Genomic DNA, 17684 nt, shown 5'->3' with positions numbered 1-17684 from the left:
CGGCGGCGCGGATCGGGTGGCGTTTCGGGACGTACGGTCGTTGCGGCGCGTGAGGCATCGCGGAGTGGGTCTGTTCGTGGATCGACTTGATCATCGAAAACGGTATGTACTGCATGCTTTCGACAGTAGAAATCGGCACGTTGATACGTCCAATGAAACTTCTGCGCGGAGTTGATGTATCTGGTGCATGATGGCTGTCATGGAACTCCGGCAGCTCAGGTCGTTCGTGGTGGTCGCCGAGGAGCTGAACGTCGGGCGGGCGGCGGTCCGGCTGCATCTCACGCAGCCGTCGCTCAGCCGTCAGATCGCCGCGCTGGAACACGATCTGGGCGTCGAGCTGTTCGCCCGGGTGAAGCGCCGGTTCGTGCTGACGGCGGCGGGGGAGACGTTCCTGGCCGACGCGCGGGACCTGCTGCGCCGGTCGGACGACGCGGTTCGCGCAGCGCAGCGGACGCAGCGCGGTGAGTTCGGGACGTTGCGGCTGCGCTTCGTACAGTCGGCGACGTTCGAGGCGCTGCCCCGGCTGCTCGGCGCGTTCCGGCGGGCGTACCCGGACGTGGTGCTGGACCTGGAGTCGTGGACGACGCTCCGGCAGACGGATGCCTTGCGGGACGGGCGGATCGACGTCGGGTTGATGCGTCCGAGTACGCCGGCCGGCGGGGCTGCCGTCGTACAACTGGCGCCGACGCTGACCTCGCGGGTGGTCAGCGAGGACCGGCTCGTGGTCGCGCTACCGGCACGGCATCGGTTGGCGAGGCGCAAGCGGTTGCGGCTGGCGGAGCTTTCGGACGAGCCGTTCGTGTTCTACTCGCGGCCGAGCGGCCCGGCGGTGTACGACGCGATCGTCGGGTTCTGCCGCGCGGCCGGGTTCATGCCGCGGATCGAGCAGGACGCGGTCGACGTCCAGACGATCGTGTCACTGGTCGCGGCCGGCCTCGGCGTCTCCCTGCTGATCGGCCCGACCCCGCCGTCGAACCCGGACGCGGTCGTCTACCGCGAGTTGTCCGACGACCTGCCCAGCTGGCAACTCTCCGTAGCCTGGTCCCCGACCAACCGCTCGCCCGTACTCGCGCGCTTCCTGGAGCTGGTTTAGCCGAAGACGTCCGGGTCGCCGCCGGTGCGGGTGCCGGTTTCGAGGTCGGCGATCACGGCCATGTCGTCGTTGTCCAGCTGGAAGTCGAAGACCTCGAAGTTCTCCCGGATCCGGCTCGGCGTGACGGTCTTCGGGATCACCACGTTGCCGAGCTGCAGGTGCCAGCGGATCATCACCTGGGCAGCCGACTTGCCGTAGTTCGCACCGATCGTCGCGAGCTCCTCGTTGCCGAGCAGTTCGCCGGAGGCCAGCGGGCTCCACGCCTCGGTGACGATGTCGTTCTCGGCGTTGAACGCACGCAGCTCGTCCTGCGGCAGCGCCGGGTGCAGCTCGATCTGGTTCACCGCCGGGCGAATCGTGGTCTCCTCGAAGATCCGCCGCAGTGCCGGCTCGTGGAAGTTCGAGACGCCGATCGCACGGACCCGCTTGTCGGCGTACAGCTGCTCGAGCGCCTTCCAGGTGTCGACGTACAGGTCCCGCTGCAGCGACTGCCAGTGGATCAGGTACAGATCGACGGTCTCCAGGCCGAGCTTCGCGAGGCTCTTGTCGAACGCCTTCAGCGTGCTGTCGTAGCCCTGGTCGGAGTTCCACACCTTGGTGGTGATGAACAGCTCGTCACGCGGGATGCCGGACGCGGCGACGGCCCGCCCGACGCCGGCCTCGTTGCCGTAGATCGCGGCGGTGTCGATGTGCCGGTAGCCGGTCTCGAACGCCGTCGTCACCACATCCGCGACGATCGAGTCCTCGACCTGCCAGACCCCCAGCCCCAGCTGCGGGATCTCGACGCCGTTGTCCAGAGTGATGGAGGGGACTGTGCTCATCTGCCCATTCCACCCGGCAAAAGGTTTCCGGCCCAGTCATCTGACGTGTGACAACAACCTCATTAACCTGCAGTAACCACCTCGAACGACTTGGCGTCCGGCTCCAGGAAGCGGAGCAGCCCGCTGCCCTCACGCTCCAGCTCGGCCTGGGTTTTCTTGAGCGTCTTGCCGAACGGCGTCAGCGTGAGAGTGGCCACACCACGCTTCTTCTCGCTCGACCACAGTCCGGCGATGAAGCCGTCGACGGTGTACGTCGCCTTGACGCGCAGGTTCTTCGTGTAGACGGCCGGCTTGTGCTCGTCGGCGATGATCCGCTCGCGTTTCGCATGTGAGAGCAGGATGTTGTCGAACTCGGGCAGGAACCGCACCGGCGCGGGCGTGTCCGCGTCCGGCCGGGGTGCGTCGGGTACGTCGTACAGCGGCTTGCCGTTCTCGTCCTCGAACGTCTCCAGCTCCAGCTCGTCGAACAACGGCTTGGCCTTCTGTAATCCGGACCAGGTCTGGAAGTCCGCGGGCGTCGCCGGTCCGAAGGCCTGCAGGTACCGGGTGACGAGGTCTTTCAGCTCGGCGCGCTTGTGCAGCTTCTTCCCGATCCACTCCTCCGCCGGGGTGAACCGCGAGTTCGCCGTCCAGGACCAGCGCACGTCGGCCGGATGCATCACCAACGGCACCATCATCCGCGTGCAGAACCCGAGGGCGCGCTCGTTCACCTCCGGGAACTGCTGCTGCAGAGCGTCCCGCACCTCGGTGAACGTCAACGGTTCCTTCGCGAGCAGCTTCTCCGCCGCCGCGACCACCTTCGCCGGGTTGAGCCCCGCGGCCCGATCCCCGAGCACCTTCAGCCCGGCCTCGAGCACCGGCGCCAACGTCGCCCGGAACCGCAGGTAGTCCGCCGCCGTCACCAGGTGCAACGTCCCGCGCAGGAACGTCGCCCGTACGACCTCCCGCCCGACGACCGCCCGATCGAGCTCGCCCTCCTCGAACCCGTCGACCCGCGACCACAACCCGACATACGGATGCTTCGGCTCCTGCCCCTGCATCCCCCCAAGCCGCCCCACCACCTCAACCGCCGCGACCGCTTCCCGCCCCAGCAACAACTGCCGCGCCAGCGTCGCCCGATTAACCACCCTCGCACTCATCACCGCCATGCAGGCATCCTGCCAACCCCGACCGACAAATCACATGCTCCACACACCGATGCCCTGCCACCCTGAGGTCATGCCGTCCCTCCGCAGGCAGGACCGACTCTCCCTGACCCACGTCGCCGATCTCGAGCCACCCCTGCCCGGGGACGATCTCGTGAGCGTGTCTGTCGGTCCGTCCGGTGAGGCAGTTGCTCTGTGGGCAGCGTCGGCCGACGCGGCAGGACCGCTGACGAGCGACGTGCACCTCGGGTCGCTCACCCGCCCGGTCGCGGTGCGCGCCGCGCTCCATACGCCGGGCCCGCGCGACACGGTCGAGATTCCCGACTACAGGTTCCCTTTCCCGATCGTCCAGCCGATGCCGGGCGGTGCGTTCCTTCTCGTCGGAACCCGCGTCCCGTGGCGGTCGGACGGCGTACCGTCCAACGCGATCGTGTACGACGCGACGGGGCAGATGATCGGCGAAGGTCTGCTCGGCGACGGTATTGAGCACGTACAGACGACCGAGTCGGGACAGGTCTGGGTCGGCTACTTCGACGAGGGCGTCTACGGCAACCTCGGCTGGGGCAACGGTCCGGGCACCGAACCGATCGGAGCGCCCGGCCTGATCAGGTACACGCCCGAGCTGACCAGCGACTGGACGTTCTCGTCCGCCAGGCACGGGCTGCCACCGGTCGACGACTGCGACGCGCTGAACGTCATCGGTGAAACGGCCTGGTGTTGCTACTACGCAGACTTCCCGCTGGCGGAAATACGCGGTGAGACAGTGCGTGCCTGGCGCAACAAAGTCCAGAGAGTCACAGCAATCGCGATCCACCAGGGCCGCGTCGGTCTCTACGACGGACAGCGGCTTGTCGTCGCCCGCCTCGGGAGCGAGCAGCTGGCTGTCGAGCACAAGTACAACGTGGTGCTGCCGGACGGCAAGCCCCCTCCGCCCAAGTCGGAGATCGTCGGCCGGGGGTCCGCCATCCACGTCTTTGTAGGCCGCCGCTGGTACCGCGCAGACCTGGCCGAACTACCCGGCTGAGAGCTTCAGGATCGGCCTGGTGATGCGACGGTCAGTGCGTTTCGCCGGCAGGCTTCGGTCAGGCGGTCGTCGTAGGTGACGACGACGTCGGCGTCGATCAGGACCGCGGTCGCCAGGTGCAGTGCGTCCAGGCTGCGTAGGACCATCGGCTCGATCCGACGGGCGACGCTGACGACCTCGCCGGTCATGGCGCGCTCGTCGATACCGGACATCGCGTCGTCGATCAGCTCGCCGGCGTCACTCGGCGACTTCACCCGCGCGAGCACGGCGCGGGACACCTCGACCCACGCCAGTGAGGACGACGCCAGCACATCGCCCGCTTGGTAGCACGTGTCGAGATAGTCGATCAGTACGTCGGACTCCCGCTCGGCGACGACCCGCTTGATCAGGGCGCTGCTGTCGAAGTACACCCGCATCAGAAGCGGTCGTCCCGATCGAGAAGGTCGAGGCTCGTGGTGCCCTTCGGCAGCCGCAGGCGTGGCCGCACCTTGCGATAGGGCACTCGGGCGGGCTGCACCGTGCGTGAGCTCCAAGCGCGTTGGCGCTCGGTCAGCTGTGCTTCCAGGGACTCTTCGACGATCAGATGCAGACGGTGGCCGATCGCGTCCCGGACGATTTCCTGCTGGGACCGGCCGGTCCGCTCAGCCTCCGCCTGCAGGGCCGCCGCGGTCTCGTCGGGAAGTCTCAGGTTCATGGCCATGCGTCAACGGTACCACGTTGGTACCGCACAGTGGTACCAACGTCAGCTGTAGTCCTTTTCGTTGTACTTGGGGAGGTGGAGGAGGCGGCGGATCTGGGTGGAGGGGGCCTTGTTGGCGGCGGTGGTGGCTTCCTTGAGGTGGTCGGCCATTTCGGACTTGGTGTCGGCGGTGGCGATCTTGAGCCAGTGCGGGCGGGCGGCGGCGTCGGCGTTCGCGAGCGCGCGGATCTGCTGGGAGACCGAGCTCGGCCAGGTGACCTGCAGCAGGGCGCGGGATTCGGCGAGGTTCGCCGCGGCGACCGCCTTCGCGCGGTTCCGCAGCGTGGTGATCGACATGTGCTCGTTCGCGGCCTTCTCGAAGCTTCCAGCGCGACGTTGTACGGCCGGGTGATCTGCAGGTACTTCGCTCCGGCGGCGGCGACGGTCAGCGCCGCCGGAGTCGTTCGTACGACGGGGGCGCTCGGTGCGGTCGTCGGCGGCCGGTACCTCGACTCGTCCGGCGACACGGTCGCCGGTGCGTTGCTCGACGAGGCGGGCGACGGCGCGGTGGTGGCCGGCCCTTCGTCAGCGCCGCACCCCGCGACGAACAGTGAACCGACTACTCCGACAACGGCCAGCCATTGGCGCATGAGGCTCCTCACCCGGGGACGGACCGGGCAACTCTAGCGGGCCGGCATGCCTATTCCGCCAGCGCGTTCCGGGCCTCCACGAACGCAGCGATCGCGCGCTCGACGTCCTCGGTGGAGTGCGCCGCGGACAGCTGCACACGGATGCGTGCCTTGCCCTGCGGTACGACGGGGTACGAGAAGCCGATCACGTAGATCCCGAGGTCGAGCAGCTTGTCCGCGAGCCGTCCGGCGGCCGCGGCGTCGCCGATCATCACCGGCGAGATCGGGTGGTCGCCGGGCAGTACGTCGAACCCGGCCTCGGTCATCTTCGTCCGGAAGAGCTTCGTGTTCGCGGCGAGCTTGTCGCGCAGGTCGCTCGAACCACCGATCAGCTCGAGCGCCTTCAGCGACGCGGCGGTGACGGCCGGGGCCAGCGAGTTCGAGAACAGGTACGGACGCGAGCGCTGCCGGAGCAGTTCGACGATCTCGCGACGGGCCGAGACGTACCCGCCGGACGCGCCACCGAGCGCCTTGCCGAGCGTGCCGGTGACGATGTCGACGCGGTCCTTGACGCCGAACAGCGACGGCGTACCGGCGCCGTCCGGGCCGACGAAGCCGACCGCGTGCGAGTCGTCCACCATCACGAGCGCGTCGTACCGCTCGGCCAGGTCGCAGATCTCGTCGAGCGGCGCGACGTAGCCGTCCATCGAGAACACGCCGTCGGTGGCGATCAGCCGGTACCGCGCGCCGGCGGCGTCCTTCAGTTGGGCCTCGAGGTCGGCCATGTCGCGGTTCTTGTACCGGTACCGCTTCGCCTTCGACAGCCGGATGCCGTCGATGATGCTGGCGTGGTTCAGCTCGTCGGAGATGATCGCGTCCTCCGCGCCGAGCAACGTCTCGAACAGGCCGCCGTTCGCGTCGAAGCAGGAGCTGTAGAGGATGGTGTCCTCGGTGCCGAGGAAGTTGCTCAGGGCACCTTCCAGGTCCTTGTGGATCTGCTGCGTGCCGCAGATGAAGCGCACCGAGGAGAGCCCGAACCCCCACCGGTCAAGGGCTTCCTTGGCCGCAGCGACGACGTCGGGGTGGTCGGACAGCCCGAGGTAGTTGTTCGCGCAGAAGTTCAGCACCTCGTTGCCGGTGGCAACCGAGATCAGGGACTGCTGTGGTGAGGTGATCACCCGCTCGGACTTGTACAGCCCGGCGTCCCGGATCTCGCCGATGGTGGTCAACAGGTCGTCCCGCATCCGCCCGAACATCAGTGCTTCTCCTCCAGGGATTCCGTCGTCCAGTCCATGATCACCTTGCCGCAGTGCCCCTGCCGGGCCACGTCGAACGCCCGCTCGAAGTCGCCGTACCCGAACCGGTGGGTGATCACCGGTGTCAGGTCCAGGCCGCGCTCCAGCATCACCGACATCGAATACCAGGTCTCGAACATCTCCCGGCCGTAGATGCCCTTGATGGTCAGCATGTTCAGCACCACGGTGCCCCAGTCGATCGCGATCTCGTCGGCCGGCAGCCCGAGCATCGCGATCTTCCCGCCGTGGTTCATGTTCGCGATCATGTCCCGCAGCGCCGCCGGCTGGCCCGACATCTCCATCCCGACGTCGAACCCCTCGCGCATCCCGAGGCTCTGCTGCGCCTCCGCGATGGTCTCCGCGCCGACGTTCACCGCGCGGGTGACGCCGATCTTCCGGGCCAGGTCGAGGCGGTACTCCGAAAGGTCCGTGATCACCACGTTCCGCGCGCCGGCATGCAGGGCGACCGCGGCTGCCATCACCCCGATCGGGCCGGCGCCGGTGACCAGTACGTCCTCACCGACCAGCGGGAACGACAGAGCAGTGTGTACGGCGTTGCCGAACGGGTCGAAGATCGCGGCGACGTCGAGGTCGACCGGGTCCTTGTGGACCCACGCGTTCATCGCCGGCAGCGCGACGTACTCCGCGAACGCGCCCGGTACGTGGACGCCGAGGCCGCGGGTCTTGATGCAGAGGTGCCGGCGGCCGGCGCGGCAGTTCCGGCAGCGGCCGCAGACCAGGTGACCCTCGCCGCTGACCAGGTCACCGACAGCGACGTCGCGGACGCCGACGCCGATCTCGACCACCTCGCCGCAGAACTCGTGCCCGGTCACCATCGGTACCGGTACGTTCTTCTGTGCCCACGGGTCCCAGTTCTGGATGTGCAGGTCGGTGCCGCACAAGCCGGTCCGGAGGACCTTGATGAGTACCTCGTCGGCCTCGATCTTCGGCTCGGGTACGTCCTGCAGCCACAGGCCCGGCTTCGCCTCGGCCTTCACAAGCGCCTTCATGGCCACATCGTCGTCCTGGGCAACCAGCGGCGTCCATCGACACGTCGTGCACAGCCTTTGCAGTTCTACTGCACGACGCCGTGGACGGCGGGTGATCTAAGCTCAAGGCCCATGAGCTACGACCGGGACGGACTGCTGGAGCAGGTCAGGACGAAGGCCATCGTGCACGGGAAGGTGACGCTGGCGTCGGGCAAGGAAGCCGACTACTACGTGGACCTGCGGCGGATCACGCTCGACGCGGCCGCGGCGCCGCTGATCGGCCCGGCGATGCTCGAGCTGACCAAGGACCTGGAGTACGACGCGGTCGGCGGGCTGACGCTCGGTGCCGACCCGGTCGCGATGTCGATGCTGCACGCGGCCGCCCAGCAGGGCCGGACGCTCGACGCGTTCGTGGTCCGGAAGGCCGAGAAGACGCACGGCCTGCAGCGGCGGATCGAGGGACCGGACGTCAAGGGCCGCCGGGTGCTCGCGGTCGAGGACACGTCGACGACCGGCGGATCGGTACTGACCGCGGTCGAGGCGCTGCGCGAGGCCGGCGCCGAGGTGGTCGCGGTCGCGGTGATCGTCGACCGGGCGACCGGCGCGCAGGAGCGGGTCGAGGCGGAAGGGCTGGAGTACCGGTCGGTGTTCGGCCTCGAGGACCTGGGGCTCGGCTGATGCAGAGCCGCACCTTGCTGATCCTGCTGGTGGCGATCGTCGTCGGCGTCGGGATCGCCTACCTCAAGTTCTACACAGCCAAGAAGCGCCGCGAGCTGTTCGCCGGGGTGGCCGCGCAACACGGCTGGTCGTACGTGCCGGCCAACTACGCGCTCGCCGGCCAGTGGTCGGGTACGCCGTTCCAGACCGGCGACAACTGGCGGGTCACGAACGTGCTGTCCGGTCCGTACAACGGTCACCAGATGGTTGCCTTCGACTACAGCTACCAGACCCACACCACGAACGGCCGGGGGCAGCGGCGGACGACCACGCACCGGTTCGGGGTCGTCGTACTGCAGCTGCCCGGCGCGCTGCCGCACCTCGAGGTGACGCACGAGGGGATCTTCGGCGGCGCGGTGGCGAACGCGTTCGGGTTCCGGGACATCCAGTTCGAGAGCGAGCAGTTCAACCGGGCGTTCCGGGTGAAGGCGGTCGACGAGCGCTTCGGGCACGCGGTGGTGACGCCACGGATGATGGAACTGCTGCTGGCCCGCGGTGAGATCGGCTGGCGGATCGAGGGCAACTCGCTGGTCGGCTGGGACCGGGGCAACCACGACCCGGCCGAGGTGCTGAACCGGCTCGCACTGCTCGAGCAGGTCGTACAGAACGTACCGCCGTACGTCTGGCGCGACTACGCAGGCGTGGACCCACGCCAGCGGTAACAACCCGGCGGACCTGCCTACCCGTAGAGTCGGCTGCAGCACTGCCAACTCTCGGGAGCTCTTGTCATGCTTTGGGTCATCATCGCGATCGTCGCGGTCGTCGTCATCGTGGCGATCCTGCTGATCACGTCGTACAACCGGTTCGTCAAGCAGCGCAACCTGATCCAGGAGTCGTGGCGGCAGATCGACGTCGAGCTGCACCGCCGGTACGACCTGATCCCCAACCTCGTCGAGACGGTGCGCGCGTACGCGGCGCACGAGCGGCACGTGTTCGAGGAGGTCGCGCGGCTGCGCACCCAGGCGGTGAACACCCAGGGCGCGAACCCGGAGCAGCGGGCCGCCGCCGAGGGTGAGCTGTCCGGTGCGCTGCGTCAGATGATGATCTCCGTCGAGCAGTACCCGCAGCTCCAGTCGAACCAGAACTTCCTCGGTCTGCAGCGCGAGCTGACCGACACCGAGGACCGGATCGCGGCCGGGCGGCGGTTCTACAACGCGAACGTCGGCGACTACAACACCCGGATCGAGGCGTTCCCGTCGAACCTGATCGCGAACTCCTTCAAGTTCGAGAAGGCCGGGTACTTCGAGGTCAAGGACGAGTCGGTGCGCGCGGTCCCGCAGGTCTCGTTCGGGACGATCGGCTCGGTCGCCGGTGAGCAGGCGCCGCCGCAGATGCAGCCGGGTGCGCCGTCGTCGGGGCAGATCCACCCGCAGATGCCGGGCGACCAGGGCAACTACCAGCAGCCGCAGGTCCCCGGCGGGTACCAGCAGCCGGCTCAGCAGCCGCCGTACCAGGCCCAGCCCGGCCAGTACCCCCAGCAGGGGTACCAGGCTGAGCCACCGGTGGGCGGGCCGCCTGCGGGTTCCCCCGCGCCACAGGACGGACAGCCGCCATTCACCGGTGGTCAGTAGGCACCGGTTCCCCGTGGTCCAGGTCCCCCGAACCCGGACTCGCTCCCAGTGCCAGGCCCGGTGTGACGGCGGTCAAGTCGCCACCTCCGGGCCTGCCCTCCCCCCGGTACCTGCGACAACAGTGCCGGACTGACATACATCCGGCGTACATCGGACTTCCCGGCAGGTGTGCGCGGATGCCACGATAGGTCGGTTCCAGAGTGGAGAGGTCGGGCGAGTGGACAGTCTGAGGTACGGAATCCTCGGACCTCTGCGCCTCGTCCACGTCCAGGGGCAGCCGCTGAAGGCGGCCAAACCGCGCCAGCTGCTCGCCACGCTGCTCCTGCACCCGAACCGGTTCGTCTCGACCGACCTGATCGCCGACGCACTGTGGGAGAACACCCCGCCGCGCTCGGCGACCGCCAACATCCGGACGTACGTCCGCGCGCTCCGTGGCGTCCTGCAGGACGCCGGACTGCCCGCGCCGATCGACACGTCCGCCGCGGGGTACAGCATCGAAGTGGGTGTCGACGAACTCGACGCCAGCCTGTTCGAGTCGCTGCTGGCCGAGGGCGGCCACCTCCGCGACCAGGGCGACGGCCGGCAGGCCATGCAGGTCCTGTCCCGGGCGTACTCGCTGTGGCGCGGCCGTCCGCTCGAGGACCTGCCGATGCCCGCGGCCTGGGAGGGCTCCATCGGCCGTCTGGAGGCGCAGCACCGCGGCCTCGTGGACAGCCTCTTGGACCTCCGGCTCGAGTACGGCGACGCCAGCGGCGCCGCCGTACTGCTGAGTGCACGCCTCCAGGAAGACCCGTACGACGAGCAGCTGTGGCGCCGTCTGGTCGACGCACTCGTGGCAGCCGGGCGGGTGGGCGAGGCACGGGCGGTGTACGCCAAGGCCGTCCAGACGCTGGCTGACGAGCTGGACATCAAGCCCGGCCCGGAGCTGGAAGCTGCGGGCGCCCGCGCCGAGAACGGCCGCTCGGCCAACTGGCCCAACCCTGGCGTTCCAGCAGACCGTACGGCGGACCGCCCGAGCCCCAGCGCTCCGCCCGGACCGATGGCCGCGCCCGAGCTGACCGACCCGGTACGGCCGCCCAGCCAGCTCCCACTCGACCTGGCCGACTTCAGCGGACGGCAGGAGCTCCTGGAGCAGCTGCGAGACCTGGTGTGCGGCCGTGACCCAGTGCGACCACCCATCGCGGTCATCTCCGGTGCACCTGGTACCGGCAAGACGTCGCTGGCCGTACGGCTGGGGCACCTGGTCCGGGAGCACTTCCCTGACGGTCAGGTCTACCTCGACATGCACGGTGCGACCCATCCGCGTGACCCGGCCGCTGCACTGACCGACCTGCTGCTCAGCCTCAACCTGCCCGACTACGCGATCCCCACGGACCCGGAGCGCCGCTCTGCGATGCTGCGGTCCGAGCTGGCCAGCCGTCGGGTGCTGATCATCCTGGACGATGTAGCGAGTGCCGGCCAGGTGACCCCGCTCATGCCTGGTACCGGTGCGTCGGCCGTGGTGGTCACGAGCCGCAACCGGCTGATGGACCTGGCCGGCGCGGACAGCACGCCGCTGGACACCTTCGACGACCGTGAGGCCGCTGTGCTGCTGGCGTCGGTCGCAGGAGCCGGCCGGATCGACCCGTCCTCGCCGGAAGCCGAGGAGATCCTGACCGCCTGCGCGAACCTCCCGCTCGCGATCCGGATCGTCGGCAGCCGTCTGGCGCAGCGGCCGGACCTGAGCGCGCGTGAGCTCGCGCGGCGACTGCGGGACGAGACCTCTCGGCTGGACGAGCTCAGCATCGGAGAGCTCGCCGTACGGACCAGTGCGGACCTGAGCTACGGCGCGCTGAGCCCTGAAGAGGCCCGGCTGTACCGGCTGATCGGGCACTTCGCTGTCGGTGTCTTCTCGGCGCGGGCGCTCGAGGCCGTCGCGTCGCCGGCCGCCGTACGGCGCAGCCTGGACCGGCTGATCGAGGTCAACCTGGTCCGGATCAGCTCCGTCGACCAGCGCGGTACGGCGCGGTACCGGGTCCACGACCTGCTCCGGCTGCACGCGCTCGGCGTCGGTACCGAGGAGCAGCAGGCGCAAGCGGTACGGGACGTGGAGACGGTCGTCGACGCGATCCTGAACAAGATCCGCCGCGCCAACGCCGCCTTGTCCTTCGAGTACTTCGGCGTCCTCGAGCACACCGGTCCGCTGACGGCGCCGGACCCGTCGCCGTTCACCGAGACGGATGCGATCGCGTGGTTCGACAGCGAGCGCAGTACGTTCGTCCCGGCGATCCGGGCCGCGGCGCAGAACGGACTGCACGAGCACGCCTGGCGGATCGCGGCCGCCTGGGGTCCGTACCTGGATCTCCGGGCCGGCTTCGACGACTGGAACAGCTCGCACCAGCAGGGCCTGCTGAGCGCGATCGCCTGCGGTAACCGGCACGGCGAGGCGATCATGCACCGCAACCTCGGCCAGCTCGCCGTCTACCAGGACGACTGGGACACTGCACGTACGCACCTCGACGCGGCCGCGCGGATGTTCGCCGAGGTCGGCGACCGGCTCGGCGAAGGTGTCGCCGCCGTCGGCCTCGGGACCTGGCTGCGCGAACGCGGCGAGCGGGACGCGGGCCTGGCGCAGTACGAGAAGGCGATCGAGGCGTTCGTCGAGGCCGGCAACGCGAACGCCGAGGCCCTCGCCCGGACCGCGGCCGCGAACGGATACCTGGTCCGCGGCGACATCGAGACCGCCCGGGAGTACCTGGCCCAGGCGTTCCTGATCGCCGTACGGCGGGCAGACGCGCACCGGGAGGCCAAGGTACGGCGACGGATCGCGGCGCTCCGGGTCCACCAAGGGCGGCACGACGAAGCAGTACGGCAGCTGCGCAAGGCACTGGCGATCTTCGACGGGATGGGCGACGACCACTGTGCGGCGTACACCCGGGCGCTGCTCGGGCGGGCGCTGATGGAGCGCGGCGAGGTGGCCTCGTCCCGGAAGACGTTGCTGGACGCGATCGACATCGGCCACCGGCTGGGCGATCGGAGCGTGGAAGGACAGGCAGCGCAGTACCTCGGTGAGCTCTACCTGTCGACGGGCAGCCTGGACAACGCCCGCCGTACGCTCGAACGCGCCGCGCGTGTGTGGCAGCAGGCCGGGAACGACTCCGCAGCTGCTGAATGCCGTCGACTGCTCGTCGGATCGGAACCAGGCGCTGCGGCCGGCTGAGCAATGTACGGCGACTGTATGGCGGCCGGGCAGGATTCTGACCATGCCACGGCACGACCGGCCGAGGACGGGGGATCGGGGGAGGGTACCTATGGCCTGGGGGGAGGTTGCCGTGGAGCGCGGGAACGTCCCGCGGGTGGCGAACCCGCGGGACACCGAGGCGGCGCTGAACTGGCAGCTGGAACGGGTCGGTTCTGCCGCCTGGCTGGACTGGACGCTGAAGTTCCAGCGGATGGCGTTCGGCTACGCGCACGACAGCGGCTGGCACGACGCGGCCGACGCGGTTCGTTGGCTCGACCACCACACCCTGCTCCGCGAGGGGGCGGCGCCACGGGGGGCGCTGGTCTGGTACCAGGCGGCTGACCGGATCCGGGTGGCCTGTTCACTCGGCGCCGGTCAGGTGGTCGGCCCACTGCCGACAGGCCCGGTCGAGATCGCGGACCTGTCGCAGCTCAGCACCGACTGGGTCTGGTCAGACCCCCATTTTCCCTTCGGGCATTAGGTCCTAGACCGGGTGCTTGGGCGCGGCGTGCCTCGGTGCGTCGCCGTTGGGGCTCCTGCGGTTGCGGCGGCGGGCGAGGAAGTACTCGACCACCATCGGGATCAGCGAGATGAAGACCAGCAGGACCAGCGCGGCCTCGAGGTTCTTGTGGATGAACTCGACGTTGCCGAGCGCGTGCCCGAGCAGCGTGATGCCCGGCGCCCAGATCACCGCGCCGACCGCGGTCCAGAGGAAGAACTTCTTCGGGTCCATCCGGCCGGCGCCGGCCACCAGCGTGATGAACGTCCGCACGATCGGCACGAACCGCGCCATCACCAGCGCCCGCGGACCGTACCGGTCGAAGAACTCGTGCGTCTGCTCGAGGTACTTCGGCTTCAGGATCCGGGCGTTCGGGTTGCGGAAGAACGACGTACCGAGGAAACGGCCGATGTAGTAACCGGAGACGTTCCCGAGGAACGCCGCCACCGTGAGCAGCACGCAGGCGAGCCAGAGCGGGACGTCGATGCTGCCCTGCGCGATGAACAGGCCGACCGCGAACAGCAGTGAGTCACCGGGCAGGATCGGGAACAGCACCCCGCACTCGATGAACACCACCAGCAGCGTGCCCCAGAGGGCCCAGTCACCCAGCCAGTGCAGCAGGTACTCGGGGTCCATCCAGGACGGCATCAGCATCGCGACGAGAGCAAGCACGCGGACAGGGTAGCGTCCCGTCCTGTGCACGAGCTGAATGGTGACCTGCGGGGAGCAGACATGGTGGGGCCGAGCGAGGTCGGCGTCGGGCCGTGGGCGGGCGACTGGCCCGACGACCCGCGGCTCGATCCCGAGCTGCTCGCGCAGGGGGACCGGCGGAATGTCGTCGACAAGTACCGGTACTGGAAACTCGAGGCGATCGTCGCGGACCTGGACGAGCAGCGGAACCCGTTCCACGTCGCCATCGAGAACTGGCAGCACGACCTGAACATCGGCTCCGTCGTCCGTACGGCGAACGCCTTCCTGGCCGCCGAGGTCCACATCGTCGGCCACCGGAAGTGGAACCGCCGCGGCGCGATGGTCACCGACCGCTACCAACATGTCCGCCACCAGCCGACCCTGGCCGACTTGGCTTCGTACGCCGCTGAGCTGTCGTTGCCGATCATCGGCATCGACAACCTGCCCGGCTCCGTGCCCCTCGAGACGTTCGACCTGCCTCGGGCCTGCATACTGCTCTTCGGTCAGGAGGGTCCTGGGCTCACAGACGAAGCCCACAAGGTCTGCACGTCTGTCCTCTCGATAGCCCAGTTCGGATCCACCCGCTCGATCAACGCCAGCGCGGCAGCAGCAATCGCTATGCACGCGTGGATCCGCCGGCACACCTTCGGTCAGCCGTCGAGCAGCTGATCCAAGATCCCCGCAGCCAGCTGCAACACGGCCTGCTCGGTGGGACTGAGCTGCTGGGCGATCGCCTCGGCGAGCCAGTCGTCCGAGCTCTTCATGTGCTCTGTGAGCAGCTCTCGACCTGCCGCCGTGAGTTCGATGGTGTGCCGACGACGGTCCTGGGCGTCTTGAGATCTTCTGATGAGGCCTTGTTCTTCAAGGCTCGCCAGCACTCGGGTGAGCGACTGCGGTTGCACCCGCTCGGCTGCCGCGATCTCCGTCGCCGTCAGACTGCCCCGCCGATGCAGCTGCCCCAGCACGGCGACTCCAGTACTACCGAGCCCGTCCCCGGTCCGCTCAGCCCGCAACCGCAACGCCAGCCGCGTACTGGCTCGCCGGAGCGCGACGGCCGTTTCATACGCTTCCACTTACTACTCCTCGGTCGACTGAGCTGAAGAATGCTAAGCTAAGCTTACTATGACCGTGCATGTCGTCCAGTGGTCCCGAGAGACACCAGTCCCGCCGGCTCGCCTGATCACCGCAGCTCTGGCCATGGCCGCCCCGATCACCTACGGCGTCACCACCAACCACCTCGCCCACGCCTCCTTCGCGGCACTCGGTGCCCTCGCCCTCGCGGTGCCTCCGCGACGGGACTTTGTGCACCCACCAACCGTTTTCGGGCGGCTTTCGTGGTTGGTGCGTGCACAAGGTGGCCTTGTGGGGCTTGGGGTGGTCGTCACGGCGGCCGCGCTCGGCGGGGTGTGGTTGGGAGGACACGGGTGGCCCGGCGCGGCGGGGGTGGTTGGGCTGGCGGCGGTTGCTGCTGTGGTTGGTGGGTTCAGCCGGTGGACGGCCGACGCGTCGACGCGTTTCATCACGTTTCTGGTGATGGCGACCGGGTTGGGTGGTGTGGACGCCTGGGAGGTCACCCGGTGGTTCGCGGCCGGCGTGTTGTGGGCGATGTTGCTCGCTCTGTTCACCACGGCCCCGCCACCTCGGGCGGCACCGACGTACCGGCAACTGTGGCGACGATGGCGGGGCAGGCTGCACACCTTCGACGGTTGGCAGTACGCCGTACACCTCCTGCCACCGTTGGCGGTTGCGGCGGCGATCGGTGAGCTCTGGCACCAGGAGAAGTCGTACTGGATCGCCCTCGCGGTGGTGATCGTGGTCCGCCGCCGTGGCGACTCGTTGCTCCGGGCAACCGAACGTTGTCTCGGCACCTGCGCCGGAGTGCTGATCGGCGGCGCCCTCGTGCTTTGGATACCGCCGTCCTGGGCGATCGTCGTCGTGGTGAGCCTGCTGGCAGGACTCCGCCCGCTGCTGAAGGAACGCAACTACGCCGCCTACGCCACGATCATGACCCCGCTGGTGGTCCTCCTGCTGGACCTGGGCCGTACGCCGGAACTCTCGACCGTCGGGTACCGCCTGGTCGACACCGTGCTCGGCTGTCTGCTCGCGATCATCCCTACCCTGATGCTGAGGAGGCGAAATGTGGCCTGACCACGCGATCTGGTGGCAGCTCTACCCACTCGGCTTCACTGGCGCCGAACCCACCGCGGTGCCGGCTGTCGTCCACCGCCTGCCCCAGTTGGAGAACTGGCTCGACTACGCGATCAACCTCGGCTGTTCGGGCCTGCTGCTCGGCCCGGTCTTCGCCTCGGAGACGCACGGGTACGACACGATCGACCACCTCCGGATCGACCCGCGGCTCGGTGACGACGCCGACTTCGACCGGCTGGTCGAGGCCGCGCACGCCCGCGGCCTGCGGATCGCGCTCGACGGTGTCTTCAACCACGTCGGCCGGTCGTTCACGCATCCGGAGTGGTTCCGCGGTGACGACACGTTCGAGGGACACGAGCATCTGGTCGCGTTGGACCACGGCAACCCCGAGGTCGCTTCCTATGTCGGCGACGTGCTGCGGTACTGGAACGACCGTGGCGTCGACGCGTGGCGCCTGGACGCCGCGTACGCCGTACCGCCGGAGTTCTGGCGCACCGTGCTGCCGCGGGACCGCGACGTCTGGTACTTCGGGGAGGTGATTCACGGCGACTATGCGGCGTACGTCGAGAAGAGCGGCCTGGATTCGGTCACGCAGTACGAGCTGTGGAAGGCGATCTGGAGTTCGCTGAACGACCGCAACTTCTTCGAGCTGTCGTACGCGCTCGGCCGGCACAACGCGCTGCTCGACACGTTCGTACCGCAGACGTTCGTCGGCAATCACGACGTGACCCGGCTCGCGACGCGTCTCGAGGACGAGCGGCACCTGGGTCACGCGCTGGCGATCCTGTTCATGGTCGGTGGCGTACCGAGCGTGTACGCGGGGGACGAGCAGGCGTTCCGTGGTCTGAAGGAGGAGCGGGTCGGCGGCGACGACGCGATCCGGCCGGCGTTCCCGGACGGGCCGGACGAGCTCGCGCCGTACGGGTGGCCGACGTACCGCCTGCACCAGGAACTGATCGGCGTACGACGGCGTCATCCGTGGCTCGTCCGCGCCCGGACGACGGTGGAGCACCTGACGAACTCCGAACTAGCCCTACGGAGTACGCACGGTGACGAGTGGGTCCTCCTGCTGCTCAACGTGTCGGACCGGGAGCGGCAGTTTCCGCTCGCCGACACGCCGGTGGTCCCGGCGAACGGATGGAAATTCTTGACGAGTTCGTAACC

20 protein-coding genes are annotated in these 17684 nt (G+C 68.7%); 11 read left to right on the top strand and 9 right to left on the bottom strand.

The window, feature by feature from the left end; all coding sequences use genetic code 11:
- Positions 1-199: 199 nt before the first annotated feature.
- On the top strand, positions 200-1093 hold the full coding sequence (locus ACZ5BU_RS08420) for a LysR family transcriptional regulator (protein ID WP_465696639.1): 894 nt from the start codon (positions 200-202) through the stop codon (positions 1091-1093).
- Here ACZ5BU_RS08420 and ACZ5BU_RS08415 read toward each other — a convergent pair.
- Both ACZ5BU_RS08415 and ACZ5BU_RS08410 read right to left on the bottom strand, forming a co-directional pair.
- Positions 1090-1914, bottom strand: coding sequence for an aldo/keto reductase (locus ACZ5BU_RS08415; protein WP_465696637.1), 825 nt, complete (start codon positions 1912-1914; stop codon positions 1090-1092). The genes ACZ5BU_RS08420 and ACZ5BU_RS08415 overlap by 4 nt on opposite strands.
- Before the next feature lie 62 nt (positions 1915-1976).
- Positions 1977-3053: a winged helix DNA-binding domain-containing protein gene (locus tag ACZ5BU_RS08410; RefSeq protein WP_465696635.1), complete on the bottom strand. Its 1077-nt coding sequence runs from the start codon at positions 3051-3053 to the stop codon at positions 1977-1979.
- A gap of 160 nt (positions 3054-3213) precedes the next feature.
- On the opposite strand from ACZ5BU_RS08410, the gene ACZ5BU_RS08405 reads away from it, so the two are divergent.
- On the top strand, positions 3214-4083 hold the full coding sequence (locus tag ACZ5BU_RS08405) for a hypothetical protein (RefSeq protein ID WP_465696633.1): 870 nt from the start codon (positions 3214-3216) through the stop codon (positions 4081-4083).
- 5 nt (positions 4084-4088) lie between these two features.
- Here ACZ5BU_RS08405 and ACZ5BU_RS08400 read toward each other — a convergent pair whose 3' ends face one another.
- From ACZ5BU_RS08400 to ACZ5BU_RS08390, 3 genes are read right to left on the bottom strand one after another with little or no spacing between them, the layout of a single operon-like run.
- Positions 4089-4499: a type II toxin-antitoxin system VapC family toxin gene (locus tag ACZ5BU_RS08400; RefSeq protein WP_465696631.1), complete on the bottom strand. Its 411-nt coding sequence runs from the start codon at positions 4497-4499 to the stop codon at positions 4089-4091.
- On the bottom strand, positions 4499-4783 hold the full coding sequence (locus tag ACZ5BU_RS08395) for a ribbon-helix-helix protein, CopG family (protein ID WP_465696630.1): 285 nt from the start codon (positions 4781-4783) through the stop codon (positions 4499-4501). The genes ACZ5BU_RS08400 and ACZ5BU_RS08395 overlap by 1 nt, the downstream gene beginning before the upstream one ends.
- Before the next feature lie 42 nt (positions 4784-4825).
- Positions 4826-5119 carry a hypothetical protein gene (locus ACZ5BU_RS08390; protein ID WP_465696628.1) on the bottom strand — a complete coding sequence of 98 codons (294 nt, stop codon included), beginning with the start codon at positions 5117-5119 and terminating at the stop codon, positions 4826-4828.
- On the opposite strand from ACZ5BU_RS08390, the gene ACZ5BU_RS08385 reads away from it, so the two are divergent.
- Complete coding sequence (locus ACZ5BU_RS08385; RefSeq protein WP_465696626.1) at positions 5120-5449, top strand: hypothetical protein; 330 nt, start codon at positions 5120-5122, stop codon at positions 5447-5449.
- A gap of 13 nt (positions 5450-5462) precedes the next feature.
- On the opposite strand, the gene ACZ5BU_RS08380 is transcribed toward ACZ5BU_RS08385, so the two are convergent.
- Positions 5463-6647: a glycine C-acetyltransferase gene (locus tag ACZ5BU_RS08380; RefSeq protein WP_465696624.1), complete on the bottom strand. Its 1185-nt coding sequence runs from the start codon at positions 6645-6647 to the stop codon at positions 5463-5465.
- A complete protein-coding gene (gene tdh, locus ACZ5BU_RS08375) occupies positions 6647-7696 on the bottom strand; it encodes an L-threonine 3-dehydrogenase (RefSeq protein WP_465696622.1) in 1050 nt (349 codons plus the stop codon). The genes ACZ5BU_RS08380 and tdh overlap by 1 nt, the downstream gene beginning before the upstream one ends.
- A 111-nt stretch (positions 7697-7807) precedes the next feature.
- Between tdh and pyrE the strand changes: the two genes are divergently transcribed.
- The 5 genes from pyrE to ACZ5BU_RS08350 all read left to right on the top strand — a co-directional run bounded on the left by pyrE (position 7808) and on the right by ACZ5BU_RS08350 (position 13664).
- Positions 7808-8353 (top strand): orotate phosphoribosyltransferase, encoded by a 546-nt coding sequence (gene pyrE / locus ACZ5BU_RS08370; protein WP_387654826.1) that lies wholly within the window; start codon positions 7808-7810, stop codon positions 8351-8353.
- Positions 8353-9054 (top strand): hypothetical protein, encoded by a 702-nt coding sequence (locus ACZ5BU_RS08365; RefSeq protein ID WP_465696620.1) that lies wholly within the window; start codon positions 8353-8355, stop codon positions 9052-9054. The genes pyrE and ACZ5BU_RS08365 overlap by 1 nt, the downstream gene beginning before the upstream one ends.
- Positions 9055-9120: 66 nt before the next feature.
- Positions 9121-9963 (top strand): LemA family protein, encoded by an 843-nt coding sequence (locus ACZ5BU_RS08360; protein WP_465696618.1) that lies wholly within the window; start codon positions 9121-9123, stop codon positions 9961-9963.
- 217 nt (positions 9964-10180) lie between these two features.
- Positions 10181-13162 carry an AfsR/SARP family transcriptional regulator gene (locus tag ACZ5BU_RS08355; RefSeq protein ID WP_465696616.1) on the top strand — a complete coding sequence of 994 codons (2982 nt, stop codon included), beginning with the start codon at positions 10181-10183 and terminating at the stop codon, positions 13160-13162.
- 91 nt (positions 13163-13253) lie between these two features.
- Positions 13254-13664, top strand: a complete 411-nt coding sequence (locus ACZ5BU_RS08350; protein ID WP_465696614.1) for a hypothetical protein — start codon at positions 13254-13256, stop codon at positions 13662-13664.
- Between the two features lie 3 nt (positions 13665-13667).
- Here ACZ5BU_RS08350 and ACZ5BU_RS08345 read toward each other — a convergent pair whose 3' ends face one another.
- Complete coding sequence (locus tag ACZ5BU_RS08345) at positions 13668-14354, bottom strand: DedA family protein (RefSeq protein WP_465696613.1); 687 nt, start codon at positions 14352-14354, stop codon at positions 13668-13670.
- A gap of 60 nt (positions 14355-14414) precedes the next feature.
- Between ACZ5BU_RS08345 and ACZ5BU_RS08340 the strand changes: the two genes are divergently transcribed.
- A complete protein-coding gene (locus tag ACZ5BU_RS08340; protein WP_465696733.1) occupies positions 14415-15041 on the top strand; it encodes a TrmH family RNA methyltransferase in 627 nt (208 codons plus the stop codon).
- Here the strand turns inward: ACZ5BU_RS08340 and ACZ5BU_RS08335 are convergent.
- Positions 15023-15445, bottom strand: coding sequence for a MarR family winged helix-turn-helix transcriptional regulator (locus ACZ5BU_RS08335; RefSeq protein WP_465696611.1), 423 nt, complete (start codon positions 15443-15445; stop codon positions 15023-15025). The two genes, ACZ5BU_RS08340 and ACZ5BU_RS08335, sit on opposite strands and share 19 nt — an antisense overlap.
- Positions 15446-15734: 289 nt before the next feature.
- Between ACZ5BU_RS08335 and ACZ5BU_RS08330 the strand changes: the two genes are divergently transcribed.
- Positions 15735-16520 (top strand): FUSC family protein, encoded by a 786-nt coding sequence (locus ACZ5BU_RS08330; RefSeq protein ID WP_465696609.1) that lies wholly within the window; start codon positions 15735-15737, stop codon positions 16518-16520.
- The gene (locus ACZ5BU_RS08325; RefSeq protein WP_465696607.1) at positions 16510-17682 is read left to right on the top strand and encodes an alpha-amylase family protein; all 1173 of its coding nucleotides are present in this window, start codon (positions 16510-16512) and stop codon (positions 17680-17682) included. Before ACZ5BU_RS08330 ends, ACZ5BU_RS08325 begins: the two co-directional genes overlap by 11 nt.
- Positions 17683-17684: the final 2 nt, after the last annotated feature.

Source organism: Kribbella sp. NPDC031520 (assembly GCF_055580825.1).
The sequence above is the reverse complement of the archived record's forward strand: the minus strand, read 5'-3'. Positions and strand labels throughout refer to the sequence as shown.